Annotated in this window: 16 protein-coding genes; 7 read left to right on the top strand and 9 right to left on the bottom strand. The window is 70.5% G+C overall.

Going from position 1 to position 13,942, the window contains the following annotated elements; all coding sequences use genetic code 11:
* Window positions 1-18: 18 nt before the first annotated feature.
* Together RI211_RS04670 and RI211_RS04675 are read left to right on the top strand one after the other, a co-directional pair.
* Entirely contained in the window at window positions 19-501 is a 483-nt protein-coding gene (locus RI211_RS04670; RefSeq protein WP_315637407.1) for a hypothetical protein, read from the top strand.
* Window positions 501-1,052 (top strand): GNAT family N-acetyltransferase, encoded by a 552-nt coding sequence (locus RI211_RS04675; RefSeq protein WP_315637408.1) that lies wholly within the window; start codon window positions 501-503, stop codon window positions 1,050-1,052. Before RI211_RS04670 ends, RI211_RS04675 begins: the two co-directional genes overlap by 1 nt.
* Here RI211_RS04675 and RI211_RS04680 read toward each other — a convergent pair.
* The 8 genes from RI211_RS04680 to RI211_RS04715 form a co-directional block, all read right to left on the bottom strand.
* A complete protein-coding gene (locus tag RI211_RS04680; RefSeq protein ID WP_315637409.1) occupies window positions 1,049-2,284 on the bottom strand; it encodes an acyl-CoA dehydrogenase family protein in 1,236 nt (411 codons plus the stop codon). The genes RI211_RS04675 and RI211_RS04680 overlap by 4 nt on opposite strands.
* Before the next feature lie 66 nt (window positions 2,285-2,350).
* On the bottom strand, window positions 2,351-3,016 hold the full coding sequence (locus RI211_RS04685) for a TetR/AcrR family transcriptional regulator (RefSeq protein WP_259954271.1): 666 nt from the start codon (window positions 3,014-3,016) through the stop codon (window positions 2,351-2,353).
* Between the two features lie 9 nt (window positions 3,017-3,025).
* Entirely contained in the window at window positions 3,026-3,313 is a 288-nt protein-coding gene (locus RI211_RS04690) for a hypothetical protein (RefSeq protein WP_249520974.1), read from the bottom strand.
* Window positions 3,310-3,753, bottom strand: coding sequence for a hypothetical protein (locus tag RI211_RS04695; protein ID WP_315637410.1), 444 nt, complete (start codon window positions 3,751-3,753; stop codon window positions 3,310-3,312). The genes RI211_RS04690 and RI211_RS04695 overlap by 4 nt, the downstream gene beginning before the upstream one ends.
* Window positions 3,750-4,034, bottom strand: coding sequence for a hypothetical protein (locus RI211_RS04700; protein WP_315637411.1), 285 nt, complete (start codon window positions 4,032-4,034; stop codon window positions 3,750-3,752). The genes RI211_RS04695 and RI211_RS04700 overlap by 4 nt, the downstream gene beginning before the upstream one ends.
* Before the next feature lie 37 nt (window positions 4,035-4,071).
* On the bottom strand, window positions 4,072-5,535 hold the full coding sequence (locus RI211_RS04705; RefSeq protein WP_315637412.1) for a TNT domain-containing protein: 1,464 nt from the start codon (window positions 5,533-5,535) through the stop codon (window positions 4,072-4,074).
* A complete protein-coding gene (locus RI211_RS04710) occupies window positions 5,532-5,861 on the bottom strand; it encodes a type VII secretion target (RefSeq protein ID WP_025103775.1) in 330 nt (109 codons plus the stop codon). Before RI211_RS04710 ends, RI211_RS04705 begins: the two co-directional genes overlap by 4 nt.
* Complete coding sequence (locus tag RI211_RS04715; RefSeq protein WP_315637413.1) at window positions 5,861-6,274, bottom strand: YbaB/EbfC family nucleoid-associated protein; 414 nt, start codon at window positions 6,272-6,274, stop codon at window positions 5,861-5,863. Before RI211_RS04715 ends, RI211_RS04710 begins: the two co-directional genes overlap by 1 nt.
* Window positions 6,275-6,444: 170 nt before the next feature.
* Here RI211_RS04715 and sucC point away from each other — a divergent pair, with 170 nt between their 5' ends.
* On the top strand, window positions 6,445-7,611 hold the full coding sequence (gene sucC, locus RI211_RS04720; protein ID WP_025103777.1) for an ADP-forming succinate--CoA ligase subunit beta: 1,167 nt from the start codon (window positions 6,445-6,447) through the stop codon (window positions 7,609-7,611).
* Between the two features lie 28 nt (window positions 7,612-7,639).
* On the top strand, window positions 7,640-8,542 hold the full coding sequence (gene sucD, locus RI211_RS04725; protein WP_187663460.1) for a succinate--CoA ligase subunit alpha: 903 nt from the start codon (window positions 7,640-7,642) through the stop codon (window positions 8,540-8,542).
* A 131-nt stretch (window positions 8,543-8,673) separates the two neighbouring features.
* Here the strand turns inward: sucD and RI211_RS04730 are convergent, their stop codons facing one another.
* The gene (locus RI211_RS04730; RefSeq protein ID WP_315637414.1) at window positions 8,674-10,149 is read right to left on the bottom strand and encodes an NCS2 family permease; all 1,476 of its coding nucleotides are present in this window, start codon (window positions 10,147-10,149) and stop codon (window positions 8,674-8,676) included.
* A gap of 91 nt (window positions 10,150-10,240) precedes the next feature.
* Between RI211_RS04730 and RI211_RS04735 the strand changes: the two genes are divergently transcribed.
* The 3 genes from RI211_RS04735 (at window position 10,241) to purH (ending at window position 13,815) form a co-directional block, all read left to right on the top strand.
* The gene (locus RI211_RS04735) at window positions 10,241-11,527 is read left to right on the top strand and encodes a cell division protein PerM (RefSeq protein ID WP_315637415.1); all 1,287 of its coding nucleotides are present in this window, start codon (window positions 10,241-10,243) and stop codon (window positions 11,525-11,527) included.
* A 61-nt stretch (window positions 11,528-11,588) separates the two neighbouring features.
* Window positions 11,589-12,176 carry a phosphoribosylglycinamide formyltransferase gene (purN, locus tag RI211_RS04740; RefSeq protein WP_101847100.1) on the top strand — a complete coding sequence of 196 codons (588 nt, stop codon included), beginning with the start codon at window positions 11,589-11,591 and terminating at the stop codon, window positions 12,174-12,176.
* 31 nt (window positions 12,177-12,207) lie between these two features.
* A complete protein-coding gene (gene purH / locus RI211_RS04745; RefSeq protein ID WP_259954278.1) occupies window positions 12,208-13,815 on the top strand; it encodes a bifunctional phosphoribosylaminoimidazolecarboxamide formyltransferase/IMP cyclohydrolase in 1,608 nt (535 codons plus the stop codon).
* Window positions 13,816-13,942: the final 127 nt, after the last annotated feature.

Consider the following 13,942-nt stretch of genomic DNA (forward strand, 5'->3'; position numbering starts at 1 on the left):
CGTGCGATCCTGGAAGGGATGAATGAAGTCCAGGGCCCGACCCCCGCCGGCACCTCCCGTCCGTACCGCTCTCTTCCCGAGGCGCTCCGCGCGCACCGCATCGATCCGGTGAACCATGCGTTCATCACCGAGATCGTCGATTCCGCGGGGGTGACCTCTCTGATCGACCGCGGTCGCTACATCGAGGCGATCCGGCGCGAGGGCGCGGCGCTGCACATCGGCCGCACGTACACCAACGGATTCACGGAGGACGAGGTCGTCACCGTCGGCTCGACCCGCCTGCGGCTGCAGCCCAGCGAGGGGCGCGCGCCGTACTTCTACGTCACGCACCCGAGCGAGTTCGCCCCGCAGGCCCCCGTCAAGGCCAAGCGTTCCACGACGCCGGGCACCCCTTCGGCACCGCGCACCCCCGCGGCGCCGAAGCCCGTCGAGCGCGACTACGGCGTGTGCGACGTCTGCTTCATGGTGAAGACCCCCGCCGGCGGCTGCGGCTGCGACTGATGCCCGCGGCCTCCGCGTCGCACGGCGGCGTCTCCGTCCGCGAGGCGGAGTGGCCACAGGATGCGGCCTTCGTCGGTACGGCGGTTTCGACGTACCTCCGTCAGACGGAGCAGGAGAAGCACGACGTCCTGGGTGGTCCGGAGGAACCCGAGGGCGAACTCCCCGAGCGGTACCGGCCGGAGGTCCGTGACCCTGCGACCGCGTACGCCGATGGTCGGGTGCTCGTGGCGGAGATCGACGGGGCCCCGGCCGGCGTGGTGATCGCCCTGCCGTATGCCGGTCACACCGAGATCAAGCGGCTCTGGGCTGACCCCGCCGTGCGCGGCCGAGGTGTCGGTTCCGCGCTGCTCGACGCCGTCCTGGCGGAGGCCGAGGGTGCGGTGCGGCTGTCGGTGTGGGAGTGGCGCGACGCCGCGATCCGGCTCTACACGTCCCGCGGCTTCCGCCCCGTCGACCCCTGGGACGATCGCGACCGCCTCCTCTGCTTCGAATCGCTCACTTCGCTGCATCCGGCCGCCGAATCCAGCGAAGTGAGCGATTCGAAAGGCTAGGCGAAGGCGCTCATCCCGGTGATGTCGCGACCGAGAAGGAGGGCCTGCACGGACTCGGTGCCCTCGTAGGTGTGGATGGCCTCGATGTCGGCCATGTGCTGCATGACGCCGTTCTCCAGGAGGATGCCGTTGCCTCCCAGGAGGTCACGCGCCGTCGCCGCGATCCGCCGGGCCGCCCGGGTGTTGTGGAACTTGGCGAGCGAGGCCTGGGTCGGACGCAGCGCTCCTGCCTGCTCGAGGTCCGCCATCCGGCGGCAGTAGAGCTGCATCGCCGTCAGGTCCTCCAGCATGTGCGTCAGCCGCTCCTGCACCATCTGGAACTTCGCGAGCGGCTTGCCGAACTGCACACGCTCCTTCGCGTAGGCCAGAGCCGCCTCGTAGCAGGCCGTCGCGTGGCCCAGCGCCGACCAGGCGACTCCGGACCGGGTGGCGTAGAGCACGGTCGAGGCGTCCTTGAAGCTCCTGGTCCCCGGCAGCACCGCGTCCAGCGGTACCCGCACGTCGTCCAGGCGGATGTGCGCCTGGTGGATCGCGCGGAGTGAGGCCTTCCCGCGGATCACGGTGCCGGTGTACCCGGGGGCGTCCTGCTCGACGAGGAAGCACCGCACCGCCCCGTGCTCGGCGGCGGACTCGTCGTCGACCCGTGCCCAGACGAAGGTGATGCCGCCCGAGGCGCCGTTGCCGATCCACTTCTTGGCGCCGCGGAGGACCCAGGAGTCGCCGTCGCGGCGGGCCACGGTCTCCAGCGAGACGGAGTCCGAGCCGTGGTCGGGCTCGGTCAGCGCGAAGGATCCGAGTACCGAGCCGTCGGCGAGTGCCGTGAGCCAGCGGTCCTGCTGGGCGGGCGAGCCAAACAGGGCGAGCGTCCGCAGCGCGAGGCCGCCCTGCACGGCGAGGATCGTGCCGAGGGAGCCGTCTCCGCGCGAGATCTCCATGTTGACCAGGCCGGCGGCGAGCGGGGAGAGCCGGGTGAGCGCGGGATGGTCGACGCCGTCGACGACGAGGTCCATCTCCCCCATGCGGCGTGCGGCGTCGAGCGGGTACTCGCCGCGGTCCCACGCCTCGGCCATCTGCGGGGCGACCTCGTCGACGTACGCCTTCGCGCGGTCCCAGGCTTCCCGGTCGGCGGCGGGGATGTCGGCGAAGACGGCGTAGTAGTCGCTGTCCTGCCGTCCGGTGATGTCGTAGGACGAGACGCGCTCGCCGGGGACGGGGGAGGCTTCCGTGCTCATGATGCTCCTTCGTGACACCAGGTATCGTACTCCTCGATACTCGGTATCACGACCTCTCCGGCGGGCTCAGTCGAGCTCGGAGCGCAGCCTCCGCGTGACCTCGGCGACGGGCATCGAACGCGGGAAGACCGCCACCACCATGTCGTCTGGAGCCCCCGCCGCGGTGTCCTCGCCGACGCCGTACCGTCGACGCGCATCCGCGAGCGCGGACTGGAGGGTGGACAGCGGCACCTTCTTGCGTCCGCGCAGGAGCTGTCGCAGCACGTGGTTGTGCACCGCCGTCACGAGCGCCGCGAAGCCCACCGCGTCCAGCGGATCCACTCCCGGCAGGGCGCTGCGCAGGTACTCGTCGAACAGCCGCTCGTAGCGGAACACGGTGATGATCTCGCGTTCACGGAGCACCGGCACCTCCCGCACGATCTGGTAGCGCCGTCGCGCGAGCTCCGGGTCGTTCGCGAAGTGCGTGAACACGGACTCCGATGCCGCGCAGACCGCGCCCCACGGATCGTCGTGCCCCTCGTCGAGGAACTCCCGGAGCTGCTCCAGCAGGACCTCGTGATCGGCGAAGACCACGTCCTCCTTGCCGCCGAACTGCCGGAAGAAGGTCGACCGGGAGACGCCGGCGGCCTTGGCGATCTGCTCCACGGACGTCTGGTCGAACCCCTGGGCGCTGAAGAGTTCGAGCGCGGCGGCGACGACGCCCCCGGTGCGCAGCTCTGCGGATTCCTGCATGGCGAAATCCTAGACCGCCGCGGCACCGGCGCCCGACGGCCCCGGCGAGAGTACTCCGCTGACGCGGTTCCAGAGCTGCACGCGATGGGCGAAGTCGGCCAGCGCCTCCTGCTCTGCGGCGAAGACGCGCAGCGACCCCTCGATCGGCTGCGCCCGCTCGTCCTGGATCCAGGTCTGGAAACCCTCTCTGCCGTACGACACCACGACGGTGTTCGTCTTGCCCCGGGGGTCGTCGAAGAAGCAGAAGCCGACGGAGCCACGCGCGCGGAGGTCGGCGAGGACGGTGTCGCGGTTCATGCGGATGCTCCGGGGACGGCCAGCTCCCGGACCAGGCCGAGACGCAGGTAGAACGTGAGGGGGAGGGGCAGCACGAGCTGGGTCGCGCCGCCGGGGTCGCCGAAGGCCGGGGCCACCGTGCCGCGGAAGATCGGGGCGTCCCAGCGGTAGTAGCCGATGTCCACGAGGTCGTCCAGGTCCCGTCGGAGGACGGCGTCCTCCGACCGCTCGTACGCCGCGCGGATGTGCACGCAGTCGCCGACGACGAGGAACTGGTGGTACGCCGCGGGGTTCTCGACCCAGGGCAGGGAGCGCTCCGGATAGGCGGACGGCCGGCCGTTCTCCACGAGGTAGACGTAGCGCGTGTTGACCGGCCCGTACATGTCCCACACCTCCGCGCCGCGGGGGAGAGGCTCGCGATCGATCGCGACGCCGTCGGGTCCGATCCACAGCTCCGTCATTCCCGGCCCTCGATCCGGCGGACGGCGTGCGCGTCGGCGGCCTTGTGGGCGCGCGCCATGCGGAGGAACTGGTCGAGCGCCTCGGTCTCCGACGCGAAGCGCGAGGGGCCGTAGAACCGGTCACCGCGCTCATCGGTGTCCCACACGATCCAGTCGTCCCCGTCGCGGTCGATCCAGGCCGACCGTTCCCTGCGGCCGGTGCGTCCGTACCAGTTGGCGGTCGCGGTGAGCTTCTCCTCCTGGATGATGCGCTGCGCCTCATCGGCGGTGAGGTCGTTCATATGGTCTCCTTCCGCGGCCCGACGGCAGTCAGGTCGGTCACGTCGTCTCCTTCAGCACGCCGAGCAGGAGGAGGTGCTCCACGGAGAGCGAGAGCTGCACCTGCACGCCGCCGCCGGTCGATCCGAAGCCGGGGGCGATGTCTCCTCGGTACCCTTGCGAGCCGAGGTACTCGGGCTTGAATCCGGCGGCCGCCAGGTCGTCCTTCACCTGCTGCGGTGCGCCGTCGTATGTCGCGCGGAGGTCGGACATGTCGCCCACGACCTCGTAGCGGTGGTAGTGGGCCGGGTTCTCCACATACGGCAGGGAGCGCTGATCGTACGTGTACGGGCCGCTCTCGGGCACCGGAGAGGTGTACCGGCCGTCGGGGGGACCGTAGCGGTCGAGCACGTCCCCGACCTGTGGAGTGTGCGGCTGCCGGATCGGTTGCCCATCGGCGTCCAGCACGTAGCCTCCGCCGGGGACCTGGCTCCAGTCGATGCTCCCGTCGGGCTGGAGCACCTCCGGCCCCTTCGGGATCTGGACGTCGGGCGGGAGCGTGCCGTTGTTCGCGAAGTCGGCGGCGTCGTCCGGGTAGTAGCGGTCGAGGTACGTCTGGATCTGCTCGTCGGTGAGCGTGCTCTGGTCGCGCACACGGGGGCCGTCAGGGGTGGACCCGTCGGGGGACGAGCCACCGGGGGACGAGCCGCCGGGCGAACTGCCGTCAGGGCTGTGCGGAGCACCGGGGCCGGACGGCCCGTGCCCCCCACCCGGGCCGCGCGAGAAGAGGTCGCCGAGGCGCTGGAACAGCGACTTGAGCTCGTCGAGGTGCTTCGTCAGGGCCGTCACGGCGTCGACGAGCTTGAGCACGGTGCCGGAGATCCGGGCCGTCATGGCCGAGACGCGGCTCGTGGCCTGCGCGATGACGTACGGGGTGGCGGTGCCCAGCGACACGACGAGCGTGCTGGCGTACGAGATGAGGGATCCGACCAGCTGCGACAGGGTGTCGCGGACCAGCTCATGCACGATCTGCACGAGCATGGACGCGGTCTCCATGCCGGTCCTCATCCCGCCGGCCCAGGCGGCGGCCGCGGAGATGTGGGCGGCGACGTCGGACTGCAGCCGCAGATACGCCGCGATCGCCTCGCCCGACATCGAGCTGACGTCGGAGAGGCGGGCGTCGAGGGTCTCGCCCGCGTGCTGCAGCTGCTGCGCGATGTTGCCCCAGGTCGCTGCGAAACCCGCCACCTCGCCGGCGTCACCGGTCAGGTCGTTGAGCCACCCCTTGAGGGGTTCGAGGTGGTCCATCAGCCACCCCAACCCGGCGGCGATCAGCGAGCCGAGCGGATCCATGGCCGTGGCCACGGTGTTCGCGAGGGCGGAGAAGGACGCGAGTCCTCCGGAGACCCAGTCGCCGCTCTCGATCGCGGTGACGAGGTCGTAGCCGTCCTCCAGGAGACCGGCTCCGCTGAACGGCGTCGTCGGGTCGATCGGTCCCGCTACCAGGGGGTTCGGCGGGGTCATCGGCGAGCGCCCTCCACGGACGACAGCAGCCCACGGATCGAATCGAGCTGACGCTGCTCTCCCTCGTCGAAGTCGTCCGCCAGGCCGCGGAGCTGCTCCTCGGACTTCTCCAGCATCGTCGCGGCGGCGGTGATCGCCCCGGCGGCGATCGACGAGACGATCTGCGCCGGGGGGACGAGGAAGGCGCACATCACGCCGAAGGCGCCGCCACCCACGTTCATCGAGCCGGCGGCGTTCTCGGCGAGCCGGACGTCCGCGGCGATCTGCGCGACGCGCTGGGCGTGCTGGCGGACGGTCTCGGTGTCGACGGCGATCAGCTCGGCCATCAGCGGTACTCGATCTGCGGTCGGCCGTCCTGACTCGGGTCGGGGAGCTCGGCGATCTCCTCACGCAGATGCGCGACCGCCGCGTCCTCCGCGCCGAAGGCCTCCGCCGCGATCTCGACCGCCCGTGCGCCCGCCGCCTTCTGCGCGGTGGCGGCGAGGGTGACGATGAGGGCGCCCAGGGCGGCGGGGGAGCGCTGCAGAGCGGCATCCGTGAGCGCGACGTCGGCGAGCCGCCCGGAGGCGTCCACCGTCACGGTGACGTCGCGGCCCGGAGAGGCCGCCCGCTCGCGCACGCCGGCGATGTCGTCGCGCACCTGCGCGGCCTGCGCGGCGCGACGCTCCGCATCCTTCACCTGCTGCTCGATGCGCGCGCGTGTCGCCACCGGATCCGACCAGTCGAAGGTGTCCGTCATCTCGTCTCCCCTGCCTCGACGCTCAAGAATCGTACCGGAGGCGTCGGCGCGTCGGGGAGGGCGTCGGGGCGTCGGAGCGTTCAGCCTGCGGTAGTAGGCTGGGGGACTGGTCGATGTCTCGACATCGAGAGAATCACCAGACCAGACCGCAGCCCAGTGAAGGAAGCACAGTGGATCTGTACGAGTACCAGGCACGAGACGTTTTCGAGAAGTACGGAGTGCCGGTCCTCGCCGGCATCGTCGCGGACACCCCCGAGGAGGTGAAGGCGGCTGCCGAGAAGATCGGCGGTGTCGTGGTCGTCAAGGCCCAGGTCAAGACCGGAGGCCGCGGCAAGGCCGGCGGCGTCAAGGTCGCCAAGACCCCCGATGAGGCATACGAAGCCGCGAAGGCCATCCTCGGGCTCGACATCAAGGGCCACGTCGTCAAGCGCGTCATGGTCGCGCAGGGTGCCCGCATCGCCGAGGAGTTCTACTTCTCCGTGCTGCTCGACCGCGCCAACCGCTCCTACCTCTCCCTGTGCTCCGTCGAGGGCGGCATGGAGATCGAGCAGCTCGCCGTCGAGAAGCCCGAGGCGCTCGCCCGCGTCGAGGTCAACCCGCTGACCGGCATCGACAAGGAGAAGGCGGTCGAGATCGCTCGCGCCGCGAACTTCCCGGAGGACCTCGTCGAGAAGGTCTCCGATGTGTTCGTGAAGCTGTACGACGTCTACAAGGGTGAGGACGCGACGCTCGTCGAGGTCAACCCGCTCGTCCGCACCGAGGACGGCGACATCATCGCGCTCGACGGCAAGGTCACGCTCGACGACAACGCCTCCGAGATCCGCCACCCCGAGCACGAGGCGCTCGAGGACAAGGACGCCGCCGACCCGCTCGAGGCCAAGGCCAAGGCGTCCGGCCTCAACTACGTCAAGCTCGACGGCGAGGTCGGCATCATCGGCAACGGCGCGGGTCTGGTCATGTCGACGCTCGACGTGGTCGCCTACGCCGGAGAGAACCACAACGGCGTGAAGCCCGCCAACTTCCTCGACATCGGCGGCGGCGCCTCGGCCGAGGTCATGGCCGCCGGTCTCGACGTCATCCTCGGCGACCCGCAGGTCAAGAGCGTGTTCGTCAACGTGTTCGGCGGCATCACGGCGTGCGACGCCGTCGCCAACGGCATCAAGGGTGCCCTGGAGACGCTGGGCGACACGGCCTCCAAGCCGCTCGTCGTCCGCCTGGACGGCAACCGCGTGGACGAGGGTCGTGCGATCCTCGCCGACTACGCGCACCCGCTCGTGACCCTGGCCGCGACGATGGACGAGGGCGCCGACAAGGCCGCCGAGCTCGCCAACGCCTGACGCTTCGACAGGATTTAAGGAACAGAACATGTCGATCTACCTCAACAAGGACTCCAAGGTCATCGTCCAGGGCATCACCGGCGGCGAGGGCACCAAGCACACCGCGCTCATGCTCAAGGCCGGCACGCAGGTCGTCGGCGGCGTGAACGCCCGCAAGGCCGGCACCACGGTCTCGCACACGGACAAGGACGGCAACGCCGTCGAGCTCCCCGTCTTCGCCTCGGTCGCCGAGGCCATGAAGGAGACCGGCGCCGACGTGTCGATCGCCTTCGTCCCCGGCGCCTTCACGAAGGACGCGATGATCGAGGCCATCGACGCCGAGATCCCGCTGCTCGTCGTCATCACCGAGGGCGTCCCCGTGGGCGACTCGGCCGAGGCCTGGGCCTACGCGCAGAGCAAGGGCAACAAGACCCGCATCATCGGGCCGAACTGCCCCGGCATCATCACCCCCGGTGAGGCGCTCGTCGGCATCACGCCCGCGAACATCACCGGCAAGGGCCCGATCGGCCTCGTGTCGAAGTCGGGCACCCTGACCTACCAGATGATGTTCGAGCTGCGCGACCTGGGCTTCTCGACCGCCATCGGCATCGGCGGCGACCCGGTCATCGGCACCACGCACATCGACGCGCTCGCCGCGTTCGAGGCCGACCCCGAGACAAAGGCCATCGTCATGATCGGCGAGATCGGCGGCGACGCCGAGGAGCGTGCGGCCGAGTACATCAAGGCGAACGTCACCAAGCCGGTCGTCGGCTACGTCGCGGGCTTCACGGCTCCCGAGGGCAAGACCATGGGTCACGCCGGTGCGATCGTCTCCGGCTCGGCCGGTACCGCGCAGGCGAAGAAGGAGGCCCTCGAGGCCGCCGGCGTCAAGGTCGGCAAGACGCCGTCCGAGACCGCCGCTCTCATGCGCGAGATCATCGAGTCGCTCTGATCTGAGCTACGCTTGACCTGAAGGCCCCGGGCTCCACCCCGGGGCCTTCGTCATACCCTCACCTCCCTCGAATCACGCACATGGCCCCATTCCGTGTCGGAATGGGGCCATGTGCGCGACTCGGAGCGGGGCTAGATCCCGACGCCGAAGAGGGCCTCGATGGGACCGCGGGCGAAGAAGATCAGGAAGCCGGCGCCGACCACCCACAGCAGCGGGCTGATGGTCTTGGCCTTGCCGGAGAAGGCGTGGATGAGCACCCAGCTCACGAAGCCCGCCCCGATGCCGTTGGCGATCGAGTACGTCAGCGGCATGACCGAGACCGTGAGGAACACCGGCAGGAGCACCCGGAAGTCGCCGAAGTCGATGTGCCGGATCTGGGCCATCATCATGGCACCCACGATGATGAGCGCCGCGGCGGCGATCTCCGTCGGGACGATCGAGGTCAGCGGGGTCAGGAACATCGCGATGAGGAAGACGATGCCCGTCACGACGTTCGCGAGTCCCGTCCTGGCACCCTCGCCGATACCCGCGCCGGACTCGATGAAGACCGTGCTGGAGGACGACGAGGTCGCACCACCGGCGATCGCCCCGACACCCTCGACCACGAGGGCCGACTTGATGCGCGGGAAGTCGCCGTTGTCGTCGGCCAGGTTGGCCTCCTTGGCCAGGCCCGTCATCGTGCCCATGGCGTCGAAGAAGTTCGTGAAGAGGAGCGTGAACACGATCATCACGAGGGCGACGAGGCTGACCTTGCCGAGGTCGAACGAGAAGTCGACGGCGCCGATGAGGCTCAGGTCGGGGACGCTGACGGGGGAGCCGTTCAGCGCCGGGACGGTGAGGCCCCAGCCGCCGGGATTCACGACATTGCCGTCGTCATCGACGCCGCGGGCGCCGATGTGCCAGATGGCCTCGACGATGACCGCGAGCACGGTGCCGCCGATGAGGCCGATGAGCATCCCGCCCTTGATGCGGAGCGCGACGAGGATGCCCGTGAGGAGCAGGGTGATCACGAACAGCAGGCTCGGCACGGTCGCGACCGACCCGTTGACACCGAGGCCGACGGGCGGCGACGAGGCGCCGGTCGCCGTGACGAAGCCCGAGTTCACGAAGCCGATGAAGGCGATGAACAGGCCGATGCCGACCGTGATCGCGATCTTCAGCTGGAAGGGCACGGCGTCGAAGATCGCCTTCCGCAGCCCGGTGGCGGCGAGGAGCACGATCACGACACCGTTGATCATCACGAGCGCCATCGCCTCGGGCCAGGTGACCTGGCCGACGACGGAGAACGCGACGAAGGCGTTGATGCCGAGGCCGGCGGCGAAGCCGAACGGCAGGCGGGTGACGACACCGAAGAGGATCGTCATGACGCCGGCGGTCAGGGCCGTCGCGGCACCGACGGCGTTGAAGTCGAGCATGTCGCCGGCGACGTCCGGCTTTCCGGAGAGGATGATCGGGTTCAGGATCACGATGTAGGCCATCGTGACGAACGTCACGAGGCCTCCACGGATCTCGGTGCCGATCGTCGATCCGCGCTTGCTGATCTCGAAGAAGCGGTCCAGGGTACCGGTGGGTTCGGTGGACGCCGGGGCGGGTGGGGCAGTAGTCATCGGGAAACCTCCGGAGAAACGCTACCGTGTCGTCCGCCTCGCGCGCGCCCACGGGGGCCGGACCGGAAGTCGTCGTAGTCTCGAAGGCGCTATGCAACGCCTCCTCGTCGCGCTCCTCGCCGCCCTCGACGCCGCCATCGCGGCCGCCGTCGGGCTGGCCGTGCTGCTGGCGCCGTTGACGCTCCTGTGGACGCTCGCGTTCGGTGTCACCGCGGACTGGGGGGCGCTGTGGCCGCTCACCGGAACGCTGTGGGAGTTCGGGCACGGTGTCCCTCTGGAGATCACGATCCCGGACGCCCTGCTCGTCACCCTGGCGATCCCGGCCGACGCCGCGCGCTTCGCCGTCTCGGTCACGCCGCTGGCGTTCCTGCTGCTCACTCTGCTCTTCGCGGCGCGCTCCGGCGCCCGGGCCGCACGATCCGGCGCGTGGGTGCTGGGATCCCTGTCGGGGACGGTCGTGTTCGCCGTGATCTCGACGGTCGTCGCCCTCACGTCCGCGCTGGGCGCCGCTCGCGTCCCGCTGGCTCTCGCGATCCTGCTGCCCCCCGCCGTCTACCTCGTGGGCGCCGTATGCGGCGCCGTCCGCGTGGCGTGGGAGGACGGCGACGGCGGCGTGCTGGACCGCATCCACGATGTGCTGGACGCCAGGGAGGACTGGGCGCCGGTACCGTCCGCGGTCGTGCGCGGGGCGGCGTTCGCGCTCGTCGGTGTGCTGGGGGCTGCCGCGTTGGCCGTCGCCCTGTCGGTCCTGACGCGCGGTGGCGAGGTCGTCGCGCTGTTCCAGGCGGCGCGGGTCGATGCCCTCGGGGCGACCGTGCTGACCCTCGGGCAGCTGGCCTACCTTCCGACACTCGTGGTGTGGGCGGCCTCCTGGCTCGCCGGCCCCGGGTTCGCCGTCGGCGCGGGCACCGCGGTGTCGCCGGCGGGGACGCAGCTCGGCGTCGTCCCGGGTATCCCCGCCTTCGGTCTGCTGCCGGAGAACACCTCGATGTGGATGCTCATCGTCATCCTGATCCCGGTGGCCGCCGGGGCGTTCGCCGGGTGGGCCGTGCGCTCGCGCCTCGTCTGGGAGGGGACCCCGCTCGGGCTCCTGCAGCGGTCGGTGATCGCTGTCGGGATCGCCGCAGTCTCGGCCGGCGTGGCCGCGCTCGCCGCCGCCTTCGCGAACGGCTCGATGGGCCCGGGGCGACTCGAGGTCGTGGGACCGGCGGTGCTGCCGTTCGCGTTGTCGCTGGGAGCGGAGGTGCTCGTCGGCGCCGCGATCCTCCTGCTGTCGCCGCGCAACCGCGACGAGCTCGCGGAAGAGCGCACGGACCGCTGGATCGAGGAGATGTCCACGCTGGGCTCCGAGGACCACGCCGACGACGACCGTCGCTAGGCGTCCCGACCCCTCTACGGACCGGGTCGGAGCGTCGCCGGCACGCCGGTAGACTGGGCGCGTGCTCACGGTCGCCGTACTCATCTCGGGCGCCGGCTCGAACCTTCGCGCCCTCCTCGAGGCCGCTCGTCACCCCGATTTCCCGGCGCGTGTCGTCGTGGTCGGGGCGGACCGCGAAGCCGACGGGCTGGCCCACGCCGAGGAGTTCGGCATCCCCAGCTTCACCGTGCCGTGGCACGAGCACGAGAGCCGCGAGGCGTGGGGCGAGGAGCTGGGTCGTCAGCTCGCCGTCTGGACGCCGGACCTCGTGGTGCTCAGCGGACTCATGCGCCTGCTGCCGTCCTCGCTCGTCGCCGCCTACGCACCCCGGATCATCAACACCCACCCCGCGTACCTCCCGGAGTTCCCCGGAGCCCACGGCGTCCGCGACGCCCTCGCCGCCGGGGTCCGCGAGACCGGCGCCAGCGTGATCGTCGTGGACGACGGCGTCGACACCGGCCCCATCCTCGCCCAGGAGCGCGTGCCGATCAGGGCCGACGACACCGAGCACACCCTGCACGAGCGCATCAAGCCGGTCGAGCGCCGGCTCCTCATCGATGTCGTCCGGCGCATCGCGACCGGCGACCTCGCCCTGACTTCCGCCCCCTGACCCCCGACGCCCCCGCACGAAGGAGCCCATCATGGCCGGCCCCCGCCACGACCCCACGCTCTACCGCGATCGCGACACGGTGCCGATCCGGCGCGCCCTCGTCTCGGTCAGCGACAAGACCGACCTGCTCGTGCTCGCCGCCGCGCTCGCGGAGGCGGGCGTCGAGATCGTCTCGACGGGCTCCACGGCGTCCACCATCCGCGACGCCGGCTTCGAGGTGACGGACGTGGCCGCAGTCACGGGTGTCGCCGAGATGCTCGACGGCCGCGTCAAGACCCTGCACCCGAAGGTGCACGGCGGCCTGCTCGCCGACCTGCGCCTGGAGGACCACGAGCGTCAGCTCGCCGACCTCGACATCGCGCCGTTCGAGCTCGTCGTGGTCAACCTCTATCCGTTCGTGGAGACCGTGGCCTCCGGTGCCGAGGGCGACGACGTGGTGGAGCAGATCGACATCGGCGGCCCCGCCATGGTGCGCGCGGCCGCGAAGAACCACGCCAACGTCGCGATCGTCGTGTCGCCGCAGTCCTACCCCGCGATCGTCGCGGCCGTGGAGCAGGGGGGCACCTCGCTCGCCCAGCGCCGGGAGCTCGCGGCGCGGGCCTTCGCGCACACCGCGGCCTACGACACGGCCGTCGCGCAGTGGTTCGCCGAGGGGACCCTCAACGAGCCGGGCGACCTTCCGGCGCATCTGACGATCCAGGCCGAGCGGCTCGCGACGCTCCGCTACGGCGAGAACTCCCACCAGCGCGGCGCCATCTACACCCGCGCCGGCGGCCACGGCATCGCCCAGGCCACGCAGCTGCAGGGCAAGGAGATGTCGTACAACAACTACGTCGACGCCGACGCGGCCCTGCGCGCCGCCTACGACATGGTCAAGCCCGCGGTCGCCATCATCAAGCACGCGAACCCCTGCGGGATCGCCACGACCGCCCCGAACGCCCTCGACCCGATCGCCAGCGCGCACCTCCGCGCCCACGAGTGCGACCCCGTGTCGGCGTACGGCGGCGTGATCGCCGCGAACGGCACCGTGACGCTGAAGATGGCCGAGAACCTGAAGGACATCTTCACCGAGGTCATTGTGGCGCCGTCGTTCGAGCCCGCGGCCCTCGAGGTCTTCAAGGCGAAGAAGAACCTGCGCCTGCTGCAGCTCCCCGAGGACTGGCAGCAGGAGCGCATGGACGTGCGGCTCGTGTCCGGTGGTCTGCTGCTCCAGGACGCGGACCGCTTCCCGGACGACATCGTCTCGGTCGCGAAGAACTGGGAGCTCGTGTCGGGGGAGCGTCCGAGTGACGAGGAGATGGAGAACCTGATCTTCGCGTGGAAGGCCTGCCGGGCCGTGAAGTCGAACGCGATCGTCCTGGCGAAGGACAATGCGACGGTCGGCGTCGGCATGGGCCAGGTCAACCGCGTCGACTCGTGCCGCCTCGCGGTGGAGCGGGCGGGAGATCGTGCCGCCGGATCGGTCGCGTCGTCCGATGCGTTCTTCCCCTTCGCGGACGGTGCCCAGGTGCTCATCGACGCGGGTGTCACGGCGATCGTGCAGCCCGGTGGGTCCGTTCGTGACGAAGAGGTCGTGGATGCCGCGCGCAAGGCCGGCGTCACGATGTTCTTCACGGGGGAGCGTCACTTCTTCCACTGACCGAGACCCCGGTCTTCCGTCGAGACCCCGGTGTGCGCACGTCTGCACGCCGGGGTCTCGGCGCGTCGGCGGGGTTTCGGCGCGTCACCGCGATGTCCGATTTCCGCCAGCCGTAGCCCTGCGGGGG

This window comes from Microbacterium meiriae (genome assembly GCF_032364335.1).
In the GTDB taxonomy this organism is placed as follows: Bacteria; Actinomycetota; Actinomycetes; order Actinomycetales; family Microbacteriaceae; genus Microbacterium; species Microbacterium meiriae.

What these genes read in the sequence shown, in the direction of transcription:
- RI211_RS04670 (WP_315637407.1), top strand. Translation starts at nt 19, where the DNA reads ATGAATGAAGTCCAGGGCCCGACCCCCGCCGGCACCTCCCGTCCGTAC.
- RI211_RS04675 (WP_315637408.1), top strand. Translation starts at nt 501, where the DNA reads ATGCCCGCGGCCTCCGCGTCGCACGGCGGCGTCTCCGTCCGCGAGGCG.
- RI211_RS04680 (WP_315637409.1), bottom strand. Translation starts at nt 2,284, where the DNA reads ATGAGCACGGAAGCCTCCCCCGTCCCCGGCGAGCGCGTCTCGTCCTAC.
- RI211_RS04685 (WP_259954271.1), bottom strand. Translation starts at nt 3,016, where the DNA reads ATGCAGGAATCCGCAGAGCTGCGCACCGGGGGCGTCGTCGCCGCCGCG.
- RI211_RS04690 (WP_249520974.1), bottom strand. Translation starts at nt 3,313, where the DNA reads ATGAACCGCGACACCGTCCTCGCCGACCTCCGCGCGCGTGGCTCCGTC.
- RI211_RS04695 (WP_315637410.1), bottom strand. Translation starts at nt 3,753, where the DNA reads ATGACGGAGCTGTGGATCGGACCCGACGGCGTCGCGATCGATCGCGAG.
- RI211_RS04700 (WP_315637411.1), bottom strand. Translation starts at nt 4,034, where the DNA reads ATGAACGACCTCACCGCCGATGAGGCGCAGCGCATCATCCAGGAGGAG.
- RI211_RS04705 (WP_315637412.1), bottom strand. Translation starts at nt 5,535, where the DNA reads ATGACCCCGCCGAACCCCCTGGTAGCGGGACCGATCGACCCGACGACG.
- RI211_RS04710 (WP_025103775.1), bottom strand. Translation starts at nt 5,861, where the DNA reads ATGGCCGAGCTGATCGCCGTCGACACCGAGACCGTCCGCCAGCACGCC.
- RI211_RS04715 (WP_315637413.1), bottom strand. Translation starts at nt 6,274, where the DNA reads ATGACGGACACCTTCGACTGGTCGGATCCGGTGGCGACACGCGCGCGC.
- sucD (WP_187663460.1), top strand. Translation starts at nt 7,640, where the DNA reads ATGTCGATCTACCTCAACAAGGACTCCAAGGTCATCGTCCAGGGCATC.
- RI211_RS04730 (WP_315637414.1), bottom strand. Translation starts at nt 10,149, where the DNA reads ATGACTACTGCCCCACCCGCCCCGGCGTCCACCGAACCCACCGGTACC.
- RI211_RS04735 (WP_315637415.1), top strand. Translation starts at nt 10,241, where the DNA reads ATGCAACGCCTCCTCGTCGCGCTCCTCGCCGCCCTCGACGCCGCCATC.
- purH (WP_259954278.1), top strand. Translation starts at nt 12,208, where the DNA reads ATGGCCGGCCCCCGCCACGACCCCACGCTCTACCGCGATCGCGACACG.